This is a genomic window from Bradyrhizobium sp. AUGA SZCCT0105, from assembly GCF_018129565.1.
Classification (GTDB): domain Bacteria; phylum Pseudomonadota; class Alphaproteobacteria; order Rhizobiales; family Xanthobacteraceae; genus Bradyrhizobium.
The window spans coordinates 201,013-216,585 of the sequence record NZ_JAFCMK010000004.1 but is presented as its reverse complement, the minus strand read 5'-3'; the positions used below and the strand labels follow the sequence as shown (position 1 = coordinate 216,585).

Here is a 15,573-nt window from a genome sequence, read left to right as displayed (position 1 = left end):
CATGGCATCAATCGAGCCAGGAACAGGCGGCGCAAGACTGCCGTTCCAGAGGAGGGACATTTGCCGGTTCGTTATTACGACTGGATCGCGCATCATCGCCGGCGCACGCCGGACAAGATGGCGCTTGTCGATCTCGCAAGCGGTCGCCGCTTCAGCTATGCGGAACTCGACGCCCGCGTGTCGCGGCTCGCCGGCTGGCTGCGCGACACCCTCAAGGTCGCCAGTGGCGACCGGGTCGCGGTGCTGGCGCTGAACACCACCGATACGCTGGAGGTGCAGTTCGCCTGCTTCCGGATCGGGGCGGTCTTCCTGCCGCTCAACACCCGCCTCACCGTTCCCGAGCTGCGCTACATTACCGGCGACGCCGCGCCCAAGGTGATGATCCATGACGACGACCTCGCCGAGACCGCGCTTGCGGTCGCCAAGCTCTGCGACGTCGCATCGACCGTGCGGCTCGGCCCGGGCGGTGCCTATGAGGCCGGCATCGCGGCGGCGAAACCGCTCGAACGGTTCGAGGAGGTCACGCTCGATGACATCTCGACCATCATGTACACCTCGGGCACCACGGGCCAGCCCAAGGGCGCGATCATCACGCATGGGATGACGTTCTGGAATTGCGTCAATCTCGGCGGCCCCGCCTACATCTCGCCGGCCTCGGTGCTGCTGACGGTGCTACCACTGTTCCACACCGGCGGGCTGAATTGCTACACCAACCCGGTGCTGCATGCCGGCGGCACGGTGCTGATCATGCGCGCGTTCGATCCCGGCGAGGCGCTGAAGCTGATCGGCGATCCCTTGCAGGGCATCAACGTGTTCTTCGGCGTGCCCGCGATCTACCAGTTCATGGCGCAGCATCCGGCCTTCGCATCAGTGGACTTCAGCCGCCTGCTGATCGGCGGCGTCGGCGGCGCGCCGATGCCGGTGCCGCTGCTGAAAACCTGGGAGGCGCGCGGCGTCGCGCTGCAGCAGGGCTACGGCATGACCGAAACCTCGCCCGCGGTAATGGTGCTCGATCGCGAGGATGCCGCGCGCAAGGCCGGCTCGTCCGGCAAGCCCGTGCTGCATACCGAAGTTCGGATCGTACGGCCCGACGGCAGCGATGCCGCGGTCGGCGAACTCGGCGAGCTCTGGGTCAAGGGCCCGAACATCACGCCGGGCTACTGGAACAGGCCGGACGCCAACGCCTCGTCCTTCACCGACGGCTGGCTGCACACCGGCGACGCCACGCGGATCGACGAGGAAGGCTTCTACTACATCGTCGACCGCTGGAAGGACATGTACATTTCCGGCGGCGAGAACGTCTATCCGGCCGAGGTCGAGAGCGTGCTGCATCAATTGGCGGCCGTCGCCGAGGCCGCCGTCATCGGCATCCCGAACGAGCAATGGGGCGAGGTCGGGATGGCCGTGATCGCCGTGAAGCCGGGCCACACGCTGACGCCGGCCGAGATCCACGCGCATTGCCAGGCCAATCTGGCGCGGTTCAAGTGCCCGCGCCTGATCGAATTCATCGATGCCCTGCCGCGGAATGCGACAGGCAAAATTCATAAGCCGACGCTGCGGCAGCAATTCAGCCAGCCGAAGCCGACCGATACTGCCGCATGAGCCTGGGGACGCGTGTCGCGTCTCCCTGGCCATGTCGAGAGAAGTGTTGCCCGCAACCGTCTGCCCGAACCGGCTGCGGGTTCGTTGCGTAAGTCCCCAACCCGAATCAATCGAGGAAATTGCCTTTATGAAAACCACAAAATTGTCGCTGCTGGCCGCCGCCGCGGCGCTCTGCCTGCTCTCCACCCAGGCCACCTTTGCACAAAAGAAGTATGACACCGGCGCCTCCGACACCGAGATCAAGATCGGCAATGTCGAGGCCTATAGCGGTCCCGCCTCCGCCTACGGCGTCATCGGCAAGACCGAAGAAGCCTATTTCAAGATGATCAACGATCAGGGCGGCATCAACGGCCGCAAGATCAACTGGATCTCCTATGACGACGGCTACTCGCCGCCGAAGACCGTGGAGCAGATCCGCAAGCTGATCGAGAGCGACGAGGTGTTCCTGGTGTTCAACGCGCTGGGCACGCCGACCCAGACCGCGGTGCAGAAGTATCACAACGCCAAGAAGGTGCCGCAGCTGTTCCTCGCCACCGGCGCCAGCAAGTGGAACGATCCGAAGGATTTCCCGTGGACCATGGGCTTCCAGCCGAGCTATCGCGTCGAGGCGCGGATCTTCGGCAAGTACATCCTCAAGGCCAAGCCCGATGCCAAGGTCGTGATCTTCTATGCCAATGACGATTTCGGCAAGGACTACCTGGTCGGCCTCAAGGAGGTGCTCGACAAGTCGAGCGTCAAGATCGTCGCCGAGGAAAGCTACGAGACGACAGAGCCGTCGATCGATTCTCACATCGTCAAGCTGAAGGACACCGGCGCCGACGTGTTCGTCAACATCTCGACGCCGAAATTCGCCGCGCAGGCGATCAAGAAGATCGCCGAGCTCGGCTGGAAGCCGATGCACGTGATGACCGACGTCTCGATCTCGATCGGCGCTGTCATGAAGCCCGCCGGCCTCGAAGCATCCGAAGGCGTACTGTCGGCCGGGTACCTCAAGGACGCGTCCGATCCGCAGTGGAAGAATGACGAGGGCATGAAGAAGTTCATGGCCTTCGCCGAGAAGTACATGCCGGGCGCCAACCTGTCCGACGCCAATCTGGTCTATGGCTACGCCGCGGCGCAGACCATGGTGCAGGTGTTGAAGCAGGCCGGTGACAATTTGACGCGTGAGAACGTGATGAAGCAGGCCGCCAGCCTGAAGGACTTCACGCCCGACACGCTGATCCCCGGCATCCGGATCAACACCAGCGCGACCGACTTCGCTCCGGTCGAGCAGCTCAAGATGATGCAGTTCAAGAACGGACAGTGGGAGCTGTTCGGCGACATCATCAGCGCCGAGACCGGCGGCTAGTGTCAGCCGCTCGACGAGTGAACGTTATTGCGAAGCCGCCCATTCGGGCGGCTTCGTTATTTTGCAGGAGTGTTGAGGCCGAGGCCAGAGCAAGTGGGTCGCGCGCCCGTCTCTCTCACCGTCACCCTGAGGAGCCGCAGAGCGGCGTCTCGAAAGGTCGACGGCCCCGCTGGCGGCCGTGCATCCTTCGAGGCTCGCTCCGCTCGCACCTCAGGATGACGGAACTAGCGGCGCGACGTGGTTAGTTGCGCAGCAACGATCGCCGCGACCGGCGCAACTGGAGCTACCCCGGCAAAAAAATCGCGAACGGCTCGTCGATCGTGCGGCGCAGGTGCTCGCGATAGAGGGCGTAGTTGACATCGTCGGCCGACACCCGGCCGAGGCTCGGCTTCGGCACGTTCTTGACCGGCAGGAATGCGATCGGCGCGGCGACCGGCGTCAGTAGCGAGCCGCGGCCGGCGAGCAGCGTCGTGATGATGCCGTACATCTCGCCGGAATTGCGCGGGCGCGAGACCGTGATCACGCGATGCTGGCCGTGCCGGTTAGTCACGAGATAGACGAAGCCCGATTCATTCGGCACCGCCACCTCGCCATACTGGGTGTAATCGGCATCCTGCCGCTCGCCCTCGCGGAAGCCGAGCGATGACGCCGCATCGTCCCAGGCGATCTCCGTCCGATAGGCATAGACCGCGCCCTGCTCGCCGAACGACGGGCGCACCGTGATGTAAGTGCCTTCGATCCGCGCCACCGAGCGGCGCGAATAGGATCCGAGGCTGTCAGGCGCGATCCCGCCATTGGCAGGCACAGCCGCCGCCATCGCCTCCGGCAGCTTGCGCAAGGGGACGCCGAGCGCCTGCTCGAGCCGCACGGTGGTCGCTAGCGTGAACGGGCGGCGGCCGCCGAGCACCTTCTCCAGTGTCGACAGGCTGAGCTTCGCCTGCTCGGCCAGCGTCTGCCGCGAGATGCGGCGGCGCGCGATTTCCTCGCGGATGGTCTCCGCGACCTGCTGGCTCTGCTCGGCTGAAAGCTGCTTGTCAGGCGTCGGCATCCTGATTCCTGCCCGGTTCCCCTTGATTCCGTGCAGTCTAGCAGACCGGACAATCCATCACAAAACCGCACAAACCCGCCTCGGCCGCCGGCGGCCCGCGCCGGACGGCGGCCAATCATTGCCGATCATTCTGCTCGCGCCAAAACCGCCGTTCTCCATGATCGCGAGGCAGCGAAAGTCTCGCTCGGGAGTGACGAAAATGACGATTTACGATGCATGTGAGAGCGGCCGGCAGATCCGGCTGTCGCGCCGGATGCGCATTGCGCTGTTCTTCCTGGTGGAAGGCGTCGCCGCGCTGGTGATCGGCTTTGCGGCGCTGTTCGTGAGCTTCGATCCTGTGTGGTCAGCCGAGTTGCCGCAACAGGCGGTGCTGCGGCCGAGCGAGGCCCGCTCCGGATCGCTGTTGTTCAAGACCGACGACGGTTATGCCGACGCAACCAGGCTCGGCATCGATGTCGACCTCACCGTGTCGGGCCCGACGGTCCGCGCCCGCGTCACGCAGATCTTCCGCAACCCGACCAAGGACTGGGTGGAAGCGACCTATGTCTATCCGCTGCCGGCCGGCGGCGCGGTCGACACGCTGAAGATGGTGGTCGGCGACCGCATCGTAGTCGGCGACATCAAGGAGCGGCAGCAGGCCCGCGCGATCTACGAGCAGGCCAAGCAGAATGGCCAGAAGGCCGCGCTCACTGAACAGGAGCGGCCGAACATCTTCACCAACTCGGTGGCCAATATCGGTCCCGGCGAGACCGTGCTGGTGCAGATCGAGTATCAGGAGCCGGTGCAGCAGAACGGCAACGAATTCTCGCTGCGGGTGCCGATGGTGATCGGCCCGCGCTATAATCCGCGCCCGGTGGTGCAGAGCGTCGACCTCCGCGCCGATGGCAGTGGCTGGGGCGCCACCACGACCGATCCGGTGCCGGACCGCGATCGCATCACCTCTGAAGTGCTCGATCCCGCGACGAACGCCCCGATCAATCCGACCAACATCACGGTGCACCTCAACGCTGGGTTCCCGCTCGGTGACGTGAAGAGCCATTTCCACCAGGTCAGGATCGAGAGCCCCGACAGCACCACGCGCGTTGTCAAACTCGCCGAAGGCCCGGTGCCCGCCGATCGCGATTTCGAGCTGACCTGGAAGCCGGCCGCCGAGAAGGCGCCGTCGGTCGGACTGTTCCGCGAGCATGTCGGCAATTCCGACTATCTGCTGGCCTTCGTCACCCCGCCATCGGTCGAGCAGGCGCAACAGAAGGCCCTGCCGCGCGAAGTGATCTTCGTGATCGACAATTCCGGCTCGATGGGCGGCACCTCGATCATCCAGGCCAAGGCGAGCCTCATCTACGCGCTCGGCCGCCTGCAGCCGACCGATCGCTTCAACGTGATCCGCTTCGACGACACCATGGACACCCTGTTCCCGTCGCCGGTCGCCGCCAACAGCGCCAATATCGGCAACGCGACGTCGTTCGTCAGTGCGATCCAGGCCCGTGGCGGCACCGAGATGGTGCCGGCGATGCGCGCGGCGCTCTCCGACACCAACCACGACGACGCCGACCATGTCCGGCAGGTCGTGTTCCTCACCGACGGCGCCATCGGCAACGAGCAGCAATTGTTCGAGACCGTCAGCGCGCTGCGCGGTCGCTCACGAATCTTCATGGTCGGCATCGGCTCGGCGCCGAACACCTACCTGATGACGCGCGCTGCCGAGCTCGGCCGCGGCACCTTCACCCATATCGGCTCGGTCGAGCAGGTCGACGAGCGGATGCGCGACCTGTTCGGCAAGCTGGAGAATCCCGCGGTGACCAACCTCACCGCAAAATTCTCCGATGCGACGGCCGACCTGACGCCGTCGGCACTGCCCGACGTCTACCGCGACGAGCCGCTGGTGCTGGCCGCGAAGCTCGACAAGCTTGCCGGCTCGGTCGAGATCAAGGGCCGCATCGGCGACCGTCCGTGGAGCGTGACGCTGCCGCTCGCCGGTGCGGCCGAAGGCAAGGGCCTGTCGAAACTGTGGGCACGCCGCAAGATCGAGGATGCCGAGGTCACGCGCACCACACGCCAACAGAGCCCTGAAGATGCCGACAAGACCATCCTCGCGCTGGCGCTGGAGCATCAGCTTGTGACGCGGCTGACCAGCCTGGTTGCGGTCGACAAGACGCCGAGCCGTCCCGAAGGCGAGCCGCTCAAGCTCTCCGAACTGCCGCTCAACCTGCCCGCCGGCTGGGATTTCGCAAAGGTGTTCGGCGAGCGTCCGCGCCTGCCAGCTGCACCGACCGAGCGGCGCGCCGACGCGGGTGACGGCAAGGTGCAGCTCACCGCGCTGAAGCGGTCACCAGTCGCGACGCAAGGTCCCGGCACGATCCAGCTGCCGAAGACCGCGACCGACGCCGAGCTGAAGATGATCGCAGGTGTGATCCTGCTTACGGTCAGCCTTCTGCTTCTGGTGTTCAACCGACGTCAGACGTTGTCCCACTGACGTCGGATGAAAGGAGGCGGTGCCCCCCGACCTTCTCTTTCAAGAGCGCGCGCGGCCTTCTCACCCGTCCCCCCGGGGCCGCGCGCGCCACTTTCTCTTCGAGTGTCATTCCGGGGCGATGTGCAGCATCGAACCCGGAATCTCGAGATTCCGGGTTCGCTACGCGCCCCGGAATGACGGAAGGCTCAACAATGCGCCGCTTTATCCTCCCGCTCGCTTTCGCCCTCATCGGCCTGATCCTGTTCGGCCAAGGCGCCTATATCCACGCCAAGGCACTGCTCGCGCAGGTGCTGCTGGAGCGCGCTTTCGCAAAGAGCATCGCGACCGGACATCCCGTGAAGCCGTGGCGCTGGGCCGATACCTGGCCCGTCGCCCGGATCGAGGTGAAGCGTCTGCACGCTTCCGCGATTGCGTTGGCCGGCAGCAGCGGCCAGGCGCTGGCGTTCGGTCCCGGCCATGTCGAAGAGACCGTCGATGCCGGCGAGCCGGGCATCGCGGTCTATTCCGCGCATCGCGACACCCATTTCCGCTTTCTCAAGGACGTCACAATCGGTGACGAGATCGACGTCACGAGAAGCGACGGCAAGATTTTTCGCTACCGGGCCGATCGCAGCTCGGTCGTCCGCTTCGATCAATCGGGCATCGTTCCGCTCACCAACCGGTATGAGCTGGTGCTGTCGACCTGCTGGCCGTTCGACGCGCTGACATCCGGCCCCGAGCGTTATCTGTTGCACGCGACCATGATTCAATCGGATTCGAGCCTATCCGACTCAGGTTCCTGATCCGCATCGATTTTGCGCCTGCCGGGATATTGCAAGCGTTGGCCTGACTTGCGCCAGCGTGAGTTGCTACCCCCTTCCATCGGCCATAAAAACAATGAAAAGTCGCGTTCTGCGGTGATCCGCCGTGGGCCAGAGGAAACAAGTAGAACAAGGATAAGGGCAGGCTCCATGGAAGCTTTCGCAGGCACCGCGTCACATTCGTCCCGCAAATGGGCACCGCCCGCTGACGCCAGCGACATCGTCAAGAGCATCCACGCGATGCTGCACCCGCGCAACATCGTGCTGGTCGGCGCCACCGACAAGCCCGGCAACTATGCCGAACGGATCTGGAACAATCTCGTCAAATACGAATATGCCGGCGGCCTGTTTCCGATCAACGCCAAGCGCGAAACGATCTGGGGCGTCACCTGCTACAAGGATTTCGCCAGCCTTCCGGAAAAGCCGGACCATGTGTTGGTGCTGGTACCGGCGCGATTCGCCGTGCAAGTGATCCGCGACGCGGCCGCTGCCGGCGCCCGCTCGGCGACCATCGTCACATCCGGCTTCAGCGAGCTACAGGACGAGGAGAGCCAGCGGCTCGCGGAGGAGCTGAAGCAGGCGATCAAGGAGACCGGACTGGCCGTCACCGGTCCGAATTGCCTCGGCAATCTCAGCGCCGGCGAGAACCTGTTCACCAATATCGACGACCGCATCGTCACCATGGAGCCGGGCGCGGTGGCGATCGCCGGTCAATCCGGCGCGATCGTGATGGCGATCCGCCAGGCGCTGGAGGATCGCGGCGTCGGCGTCGGCTACATGGTCACGACCGGCAATGAATCCGGCCTCGAGACCCCGGACCTGATGAGCTATTTCGCCGCCGATCCGAGCATCCGCGTCATCGTGGTCTATCTCGAAGGCGTCAGGAACACAAAGGTGTTCCGCGAAGCCTGCAAGGCCGCGCGCGCCGCAGGCAAGCCGGTGATCGCGCTCAAGCTCGGCTCCTCCGAAGGCGGTCGCGCCGCCGCAATGGCGCATACCGGCGCGCTCGCCGGCTCGATCGAGACATTCGATGCGATCTCGACCCGCGAAGGCGTGATCCGGGTGCGCGGGCTGGATGAATTGATCGAGACCACCGAGTGCTTCGTCCATGCCGATCCGCCAAAGGGCAACCGCCTCGCGGCGGTGTCGCTGTCGGGCGGGAAGCGCGGGCTGCTGATCGACGCGTTCTATTCCGCCGGCCTGAATTTCGCAGCCCTGAGCCCGAACGCGACGGAGCAGCTGGCCAAGATGCTCGGGCCCGGCAGCATCGTCGGCAACCCGCTCGACGCCGGCTTCGCTGCGGTGGTCGATCCCTCCGTCTACATGAAGTCGATCAAGATCATGATCGACGATCCCGACACCGACATCGTCATCATCGATGCCGAGCTGCCGAAGGCGCCGCATGAGCTGCGCGAGCGCAATCTGCGCATCGTCAACGAGATGGCGGGCCAGGCCAACAAGCCGGTGATCTATATCAGCGCGATGTCGATCGGCTTCACCGAGTTCACCAAGGGACTGCGCAAGTCGCTGCCCGATATCGCGGTCATGCAGGGGCTCGACCGCGCGGTCGGCGCGATCAAGTCGCTGATCGAGTACGCAGGTCTGCGCAAGGAAGTGCCCGACATCGTGTCGAGCTCGAAGGCATCCGCGCGCGCGGTGCTGGAGAAGACGCTGAAGGCGGCCAACGGCGCCGCCGCGCTCGACGAGGTTGCCTCGAAGCAGCTGCTCAAGGCCTATGGCATCCCGATCTCCAAGGAAGACGTCGCGCAGACCGCGGCGGAGGCCGTGAAGATCGCCAAGGCAATCGGCTTCCCGGTGGTCGCGAAAGTTGTCAGCCCCGACATCCTGCACAAGTCGGATATCGGCGGCGTGGTGCTGAACCTCGGCAATGCGGCGGAGGTGAAGAAGGCGTTCAACGACATCACCGCGCGGGTGAAGAAGCTGAAGGGCAAGCCGAAGCTCGAGGGCATCCTGATTGCGCAACAGGTCAAGGCCGACCTCGAGCTCGTGGTCGGCGCTTCGCTCGATGCCGAGATGGGCCCCGTGGTGCTGTTCGGCACCGGCGGCGTCGACATCGAACTGCTGAAGGACGTCGCCCTTGCCGGCGCGCCGCTCGATGCCGCCGAGGCGAAAGAGCTGATCGCCAAGACCAAGGCCGGCGTCAAGCTGAAGGGCTATCGCGGCAAGCCCGCGCTGCACGAGCCGTCGGCGGTGAAGGCGCTGGTCGGGCTCTCCAACCTGATGGCCGACGCCAATGGCCGCATCGCCTCGATCGACGTCAATCCGTTCCTGATCAACAGCAAGCTCGGCGTCGCCGTCGACGGCCTGATCGTGCTGAACAACGCCGCCGCGAACAAGGCGGCGGGGCATTAGGTTCATCGCGAATTCATCACCGTCATCCTGAGGTGCGAGCGCAGCGAGCCTCGAAGGATGAATCGGCCACAGTGGGGCCGTGCATCCTTCGAGGCTCGCCGAAGAGGCTCGCACCTCAGGATGACGGATCGCGAGTGTCCGGCTGGCTCGAAAGCATCGCTCGGCTAGAAGCTCGCCCCCCACTGCAGCGCGGTCTGCATCACCCAGTCACGATAGAGCGTGAGCGGCGTCACCCCGGTGATGCCGCCGCAACCGGCGGTGCCGTTCGGGCCGGTGGACCAGCTCACCACGCCGACGATGACAGGCCCGCCTGGCTTGTCTTCGAACACGGGCGCACCGGAATCGCCGGTGCAGGCGCCGAGCCCGTCGCGCACGCCCTGCCCGACCGGATCGACCAGACGGATCTGCAGCGTGCCGGGCTTGCCGCTCGCGATCAGGCCAGCGACGCGAATGCTGCCGCCGCTCTTGCCGTCGCCGCGCACGGTGACACCGACGCCTGCGACGGTGAAGCGGCCGCCGACCTGGATCGGAATGTTGGGCATGCCGAGCACGGCCGGCGCCTTGCCTGCGGCCGGATCCGCAAGCTGCAGCAGCGCGACATCGGCGGTCGCGACATGATTGGTCATCGCCTGCATCCGAAAGCCGGGATGGATCGCAACCGTCTTGACGTCCTGCAGCTTCGGTTGCCGGTCCGGCCCATAGTCGACGATCTTGTAGTCGGCGCCGGCCTGCACGCAATGCGCCGCGGTCAGCACCACCTTCGGCGCGATCAGCGCGCCGGTGCAGAAATTGCCACGCGAGCCGACGATGGTGACGACGGCGCGCGCGACGCCATCGGTCGACGGCGCGCCACCACCGACGATCGCAAGGGCCGGCGTTGCCATCAACAGGGTCAGAAAGGCTGTCGCTCGAATCACGCTCGTCATGGAATCCTGTCGATCTGCATCTGGATTGAGCACATCCGAGGCGCGGCATTGCGTCGCTCACACTCGGCCGAAGAACACGCAATCTTGTACAGAGCACCCGCGCCCACACGCGTCAATTGTCTAAATATCTAGGCGTCGATCACTACGGCGTTGAAGCCGCCACGAGATTTCCTGCAGCCCATGGTGCGCACGCGCTGCGTGTCGCCAGCTTGCCGCGATATCCATCACATCGTATCCTGCGCTGCGCTGCCGGCACGACGTTCGAATGTGAACTGTATCTCTTGATCCCGCGCGCATCAGAGCCGTAATTTCGACCTGATAATATAATACAACCTCTGGCAGCATACCGCATACTTACCTTCATGACTTTCTGGATGCCGGTGCCGTTGACTTACAGACGGCTTTTCATCCGCCATTTCGTTGAGTTTCGAGGATAATCATGAGGATCGCGGTCGTCACGCCGATCAGGCTGTTCAGCGAGGGGCTTACCTCGAGTTTCCAGAACCACGCCGAGTTTGCCGTCGAGGCGGCGGTCGCCGATCTTGCCGGCCTGCGCGCGACCCTCGAGACCAACAGTGTGAGTGTCATTCTGATCGACGTCACACAGGGCATCGATCTCGACGAGGTGCGCGTGATTGCGAGCGAGCATGCGGAGATCGCGCTGGTGGCGCTCGGCCTCAATGAGGACCGGCGCGACGTGGTTCGCTGCGGCCGGGCCGGGTTTAGCGGCTACATTTCCCGGAATGCCAGCTTCGACGAGCTCTGCCGCGCACTGTCGGACGTGGCGTCAGGGCGGCTTGCCTGCAGCGCCGAGATTTCCGGCGGACTGCTGCGCGCGTTGTTTTGCATGGAACGTCAGGCAGATACGATCGATACGGACCAGGGACTGACGCGCCGCGAAGGCGAGGTTCTCAAGCTCATCGGGCAGGGCATGTCGAACAAGGAGATCGCGCGCGATCTCAATCTCAGTCTTGCCACCGTCAAGCATCACGTCCATCACGTGCTGCAAAAGCTCGGCCTGCCGCGCCGGGCGCAGGCGATGCGGCGGGTCCGCGAAGCGCCGTGGCTCGCATCATCTGCGCCGGCTCTCGATCGTCGCCGCGAGCTCGACTGACACCAGCGACCTGAATTCCGTATTCGACTGACCGCAGCGCGCGCATGCATTGCTGCGCAGATGCTGCGCGGCTTTGCGCGCATGAGAGCGCATCACGCCGTGAGACCGATCCCGACTAAACCCTTTGATCGATCTTTCGAGGCGCAGGATCGATCTCATGGATCAGTCGATCCGCATCATCGGCTCGATCCTTTCTGATCCACCGCGGTGAATAGGCCTTTCGCGGCACACCTGCCACAACAGCACCAACGCAGCGACGTGCCGCTCTTTTTGCTCGCTGCGCGGTTGCAGATTGCCGTGGAAGACGGATCGGCTGCACGAATTCGCAGCAGATCGGCCAGGATCGATTTCATGAATCCAGTTGCCGACATCGCTGGTCTGGCTGCCTTGTGGCAGAGAACGTCGGGTGGCGACCCCGCGGTGAAGATCGCGATCATCGACGGCCCCGTCGATCTCAATCATCCCTCGCTCAGGCAGGCCCGTGTCGCCATGGGCGGCGAGTTCGTCGCGCCGTCTTCATCGATCATCCAGTCCGAGCACGGCACGCATGTCACGAGCGTGCTGATGGGCACGCCCGGCAGCCCGGTGCTCGGCGTCGCGCCGAACTGCAACGCAACCGTGTTCTCGATCTATCGCGAGAATGCCGCCGGACAGATCGAGCCGTCCTCGCAAAGCACATTGGCGCTTGCGATCAACCAGGCGCTGGCGGTGGGCGCCGACATCATCAACATCAGCAGCGGTCAGCAATCCGCGACGGGACAGGCCGATCGCATTCTGGTCGACGCGGTGCGGGCCTGCGAGCGCGCCGGCAAACTGATCGTCGCCGCCGCCGGCAATGATGGCTGCCGCTGCGTCCAGGTGCCGGGCAGCCTCGCTTCGGTGCTTGCGGTCGGCGCGTGCGATCTGGCCGGCAACCCGCTGCCGTTCAGCAATTTCGGCGACGCCTATCTCGAGAACGGCATCCTGGCGCCGGGCGAGAACATCGCCGGCGCCTCGCCGGTCCGCAACGTCAGCCTGCGTTCCGGAACGAGCTACGCGGCGCCGATCGTCACCGGCGTCGTCGCGCTGCTGCTCTCATGCCTGCGCCAGAACGGACGCAAGGCCGATCCGCAAGCCGTCCGTGCCGCGCTGCTCGAAAGCGCGGCGCCGTGCCGCAACGATGGCAGCGCCTCGCGCTGTCTCGCCGGACGGCTCGATATTCCCGCGGCTGTCGCCGCCCTGCTTGGCGAGCAGGCGGACGCCGTCATGCCGTCGGGTGCCACGGCCGCGCCTCCCCGCTTCTGGGGAGTGTCCGCGCGCCCTTTCGTCCAACCGTCATCCGCCGCTCAGCCAACTGCAACCAGAGAGGGTTCCATGGGAGATCTATCAGCAATGTCTGCACCATCGGCTCCGCGCATATTCGGGCCTGACGGCTCGGTCCTGCGAAGCAACGCCGGGATCATGCCAAGCGAGGCGCAGCCCGCCGCGCCGACGGCACCTGCGGCCATGGCCGTCCCCGTTGATCACGGCGTCGTCGCCGCGCCGATCGCCGCACCCGCGCCTTATCCGTATCACGCCCCCCATGCGGGCGGCGACATGGTCTGGATGCCGGCACCGGCACCCCAGATGGTGATGCCGCAGATGATGATGCCGCAGATGATGATGCCGCAGATGGCGATGCCGACGGCCGGCATGATGCCGCAAACCTGGCTGCAGCCGCAGCAACTGCACGCGCTGATGCCGAGCAATGCGCTTCCCGTCGCAATGCCCCAGGCGCTGCCGATGTACGAAGCGCCCGCGGTTCGAACCAGCGAGAAGAACTGCGGCTGTGGCGGCGGCATGCGTCCGCAGGGCGCGACGCCCGAGTCCACCGGACAACTCGCCTTCCCGATCGGCCGGCTGTTCTACGATTTCGGCAAGGAAGCCCGCCTCGACTACTTCGTGCAGGCGATCGCCAACTGGCGCGACAGCCTGATCGGACGCGGCGATCCGGCGTTCGGACCGGAGCGCGATCACTCCGGCGATACCTCGGCGCCGTACAATCCGGCGATCATGGCGCGTTATCTGCTGAACCAGGCTGAAGGCGAGACCGCGACTCCGGCCGGCGCCGGCAACAACTTCCCGGACGCCGACGCCATCACCTGGACGATGACGATCGATTCGATCCCGATCTATGCGATCAAGCCGCTCGACGTGTTCGGTCTCGGATTCTTCGCCGCGCTGATCCTGGCGCTGTGGCATCAGGAGGTTTCGCACGACGATCCCGCAACGACCCGCACCGTGGTGCTGGCGAATGCGGCTGCCGCCGGCGCTGACGCACGACCGATCACGCCGCCCGCATTCCCGCCGCGCGGCGGCGTCGCGCGGGTCTCGATGGCCGGCTGGGTCGACAGCACCAACACGACCAAACTGCTCAACGGCACGGTCGTTCCGACGCTGGTGACCGATTGGCGCGGCTTCTACCAGTGGGATCTCTACACGCTGTTCGGGCCCGACCCCACCACCTGGCCGGACGGGGCCGAGGGCTTCCTCGAGCGGATCTACAACGAATTCCGCAATGTCGGACTTTCGCCGCAGGATCGCGCGCTGAACTACTCGGCGATGAATGCCTACAATACGCGGAAGATCTTCACCGACGTCGCCAAGAAGGGCTTGCGGCTCGACACCGTCGAGGTCGACCAGAGTCTCATCTGCCGTCCGGAATCGATTTGCCACGACGTGACCTACCGCTTCTTCAACCCGACGCAGGTCCTGACCCAGGCGCGCGAAGTCTATCAGTACACGATCGACGTGAGCGACGTGGTGCCGGTGGCGGTCGGGCCGCTGCGGCAGTGGCAGGTCTATTGACGCGATTGCTCCTCTGCGTCCGGAGGAGATCAGAACGTGGCGCGAATTAGCGTCACGTGGTCCAGGGGATCGACGCGATGAGCGATCCCCTGGGCGACGTCCAGCGACGGCTGCCCCGGTCGGTGCCCACCTCCCGTAGTTGCCGTCAATTCAAACCGAAAGAAGGAGCTGAACATGTACGCAAGGAACGACTTTGAGACCTTCGGCAGCGTGCGTAGCCCGATCCAGTGTGAGGGCATCGAGCGCGGTCCGAAGCGGATTGCCGAAGTGGCGACCAACGGGTCGGTCAACCCGCAGGGTTGGCAGGACATCCTCGGTACGGCCGTGCAGGCGCTGCCGGGCGTCCTCGGTGCTTTCGGCATCTGATCGCCAAACTCGGGGCCCGGCGCTGTCGGGCCCCACCCCCTGCCCTCGAGGAGGCCGACATGATGCAGAAATCCACCGCCAGGAGCCCACAGCAACAGCAGCAGAACGGTCGCCGGATCGAGCCGTCCGGAAAGATCGTCGTGTCGTCAGTCGTGAGCCACGCCTCGCTGCTCGCCGCGATCAGCGACCGCAACCCGATCATCGCCAAACGCACCACATCCGACGAAGACAAATCCTGACGTCGTCGTCATCACCCAACCTATGGAGCCGATGCCATGGCAAAACCGCCCCGCAAATCCGGATCCGACAGCGCCGCCTCTCCGCCGCCGGCGGAATCAGCATCCGCAGCGTCAAGCCTTGCCGACGCGCGGCGCCCGTTGGAGGCGGCCGTTGTCGCCCGTCCGAAGATCGCCACCACGCCCGCCCCGCCGACAACGTCGGCCTACATGGCGCCTCCGCAGGGCCCCGGTGCTCCGCAGCAGATGCGCCATGATGGCTCGCCGCGTTCGGAGGAGCGCCTCAACACCGCGATGAAGATCCTGCTCGATCCCACGGCCCGCGGGTTGCCGAGCAAGGTCTATTCCGGACAGGCACGAAACTGGACCCGCAGACCGTGACCAGGTCCACGCACTGAGCGGCGCTTCGATCCGCTACCCGGACATGCAACGGCCCGCCCGATCCGGCGGCGCGGCCGTTG

General features: G+C 65.1%; 13 protein-coding genes. 10 read left to right on the top strand and 3 right to left on the bottom strand.

Features of this window, described 5'->3' with window-relative positions:
- Positions 1-60: 60 nt before the first annotated feature.
- Positions 61-1,602: a long-chain fatty acid--CoA ligase gene (locus JQ573_RS20635; protein ID WP_212316774.1), complete on the top strand. Its 1,542-nt coding sequence runs from the start codon at positions 61-63 to the stop codon at positions 1,600-1,602.
- A gap of 127 nt (positions 1,603-1,729) precedes the next feature.
- The gene (locus tag JQ573_RS20630; protein ID WP_212316772.1) at positions 1,730-2,950 is read left to right on the top strand and encodes an ABC transporter substrate-binding protein; all 1,221 of its coding nucleotides are present in this window, start codon (positions 1,730-1,732) and stop codon (positions 2,948-2,950) included.
- Positions 2,951-3,233: 283 nt separating this feature from the next.
- On the opposite strand, the gene JQ573_RS20625 is transcribed toward JQ573_RS20630, so the two are convergent.
- Entirely contained in the window at positions 3,234-3,998 is a 765-nt protein-coding gene (locus tag JQ573_RS20625) for a helix-turn-helix transcriptional regulator (RefSeq protein ID WP_212316769.1), read from the bottom strand.
- Positions 3,999-4,251: 253 nt separating this feature from the next.
- On the opposite strand from JQ573_RS20625, the gene JQ573_RS20620 reads away from it, so the two are divergent.
- From JQ573_RS20620 to JQ573_RS20610, 3 genes are all read left to right on the top strand, one after another.
- Positions 4,252-6,471: a marine proteobacterial sortase target protein gene (locus tag JQ573_RS20620; protein WP_409334692.1), complete on the top strand. Its 2,220-nt coding sequence runs from the start codon at positions 4,252-4,254 to the stop codon at positions 6,469-6,471.
- Between the two features lie 191 nt (positions 6,472-6,662).
- Positions 6,663-7,253, top strand: a complete 591-nt coding sequence (locus JQ573_RS20615; RefSeq protein ID WP_212316765.1) for a class GN sortase — start codon at positions 6,663-6,665, stop codon at positions 7,251-7,253.
- 168 nt (positions 7,254-7,421) lie between these two features.
- Positions 7,422-9,644 (top strand): acetate--CoA ligase family protein, encoded by a 2,223-nt coding sequence (locus JQ573_RS20610; RefSeq protein ID WP_212316763.1) that lies wholly within the window; start codon positions 7,422-7,424, stop codon positions 9,642-9,644.
- 164 nt (positions 9,645-9,808) lie between these two features.
- On the opposite strand, the gene JQ573_RS20605 is transcribed toward JQ573_RS20610, so the two are convergent.
- Positions 9,809-10,570, bottom strand: coding sequence for a trypsin-like serine protease (locus JQ573_RS20605; RefSeq protein ID WP_212316761.1), 762 nt, complete (start codon positions 10,568-10,570; stop codon positions 9,809-9,811).
- A gap of 439 nt (positions 10,571-11,009) precedes the next feature.
- Between JQ573_RS20605 and JQ573_RS20600 the strand changes: the two genes are divergently transcribed.
- Complete coding sequence (locus JQ573_RS20600) at positions 11,010-11,684, top strand: response regulator transcription factor (protein WP_212316759.1); 675 nt, start codon at positions 11,010-11,012, stop codon at positions 11,682-11,684.
- Between the two features lie 162 nt (positions 11,685-11,846).
- On the opposite strand, the gene JQ573_RS20595 is transcribed toward JQ573_RS20600, so the two are convergent.
- A complete protein-coding gene (locus JQ573_RS20595) occupies positions 11,847-12,146 on the bottom strand; it encodes a hypothetical protein (RefSeq protein WP_212317303.1) in 300 nt (99 codons plus the stop codon).
- On the opposite strand from JQ573_RS20595, the gene JQ573_RS20590 reads away from it, so the two are divergent.
- The 4 genes from JQ573_RS20590 to JQ573_RS20575 all read left to right on the top strand — a co-directional run bounded on the left by JQ573_RS20590 (position 12,105) and on the right by JQ573_RS20575 (position 15,493).
- Positions 12,105-14,510: a S8 family serine peptidase gene (locus JQ573_RS20590; RefSeq protein ID WP_312011550.1), complete on the top strand. Its 2,406-nt coding sequence runs from the start codon at positions 12,105-12,107 to the stop codon at positions 14,508-14,510. The two genes, JQ573_RS20595 and JQ573_RS20590, sit on opposite strands and share 42 nt — an antisense overlap.
- A gap of 174 nt (positions 14,511-14,684) precedes the next feature.
- Positions 14,685-14,876: a hypothetical protein gene (locus tag JQ573_RS20585; protein ID WP_029080476.1), complete on the top strand. Its 192-nt coding sequence runs from the start codon at positions 14,685-14,687 to the stop codon at positions 14,874-14,876.
- A gap of 59 nt (positions 14,877-14,935) precedes the next feature.
- Entirely contained in the window at positions 14,936-15,115 is a 180-nt protein-coding gene (locus tag JQ573_RS20580) for a hypothetical protein (RefSeq protein WP_092126523.1), read from the top strand.
- Positions 15,116-15,151: 36 nt separating this feature from the next.
- Complete coding sequence (locus tag JQ573_RS20575) at positions 15,152-15,493, top strand: hypothetical protein (RefSeq protein ID WP_212316755.1); 342 nt, start codon at positions 15,152-15,154, stop codon at positions 15,491-15,493.
- Positions 15,494-15,573: the final 80 nt, after the last annotated feature.

Coding starts and splice junctions, on each gene's coding strand:
- JQ573_RS20630 (WP_212316772.1), top strand. CDS start 1,730: ATGAAAACCACAAAATTGTCGCTGCTGGCCGCCGCCGCGGCGCTCTGC.
- JQ573_RS20625 (WP_212316769.1), bottom strand. CDS start 3,998: ATGCCGACGCCTGACAAGCAGCTTTCAGCCGAGCAGAGCCAGCAGGTC.
- JQ573_RS20620 (WP_409334692.1), top strand. CDS start 4,252: ATGCGCATTGCGCTGTTCTTCCTGGTGGAAGGCGTCGCCGCGCTGGTG.
- JQ573_RS20615 (WP_212316765.1), top strand. CDS start 6,663: ATGCGCCGCTTTATCCTCCCGCTCGCTTTCGCCCTCATCGGCCTGATC.
- JQ573_RS20610 (WP_212316763.1), top strand. CDS start 7,422: ATGGAAGCTTTCGCAGGCACCGCGTCACATTCGTCCCGCAAATGGGCA.
- JQ573_RS20605 (WP_212316761.1), bottom strand. CDS start 10,570: ATGACGAGCGTGATTCGAGCGACAGCCTTTCTGACCCTGTTGATGGCA.
- JQ573_RS20600 (WP_212316759.1), top strand. CDS start 11,010: ATGAGGATCGCGGTCGTCACGCCGATCAGGCTGTTCAGCGAGGGGCTT.
- JQ573_RS20595 (WP_212317303.1), bottom strand. CDS start 12,146: ATGATTGAGATCGACGGGGCCGTCGATGATCGCGATCTTCACCGCGGG.
- JQ573_RS20585 (WP_029080476.1), top strand. CDS start 14,685: ATGTACGCAAGGAACGACTTTGAGACCTTCGGCAGCGTGCGTAGCCCG.
- JQ573_RS20580 (WP_092126523.1), top strand. CDS start 14,936: ATGATGCAGAAATCCACCGCCAGGAGCCCACAGCAACAGCAGCAGAAC.
- JQ573_RS20575 (WP_212316755.1), top strand. CDS start 15,152: ATGGCAAAACCGCCCCGCAAATCCGGATCCGACAGCGCCGCCTCTCCG.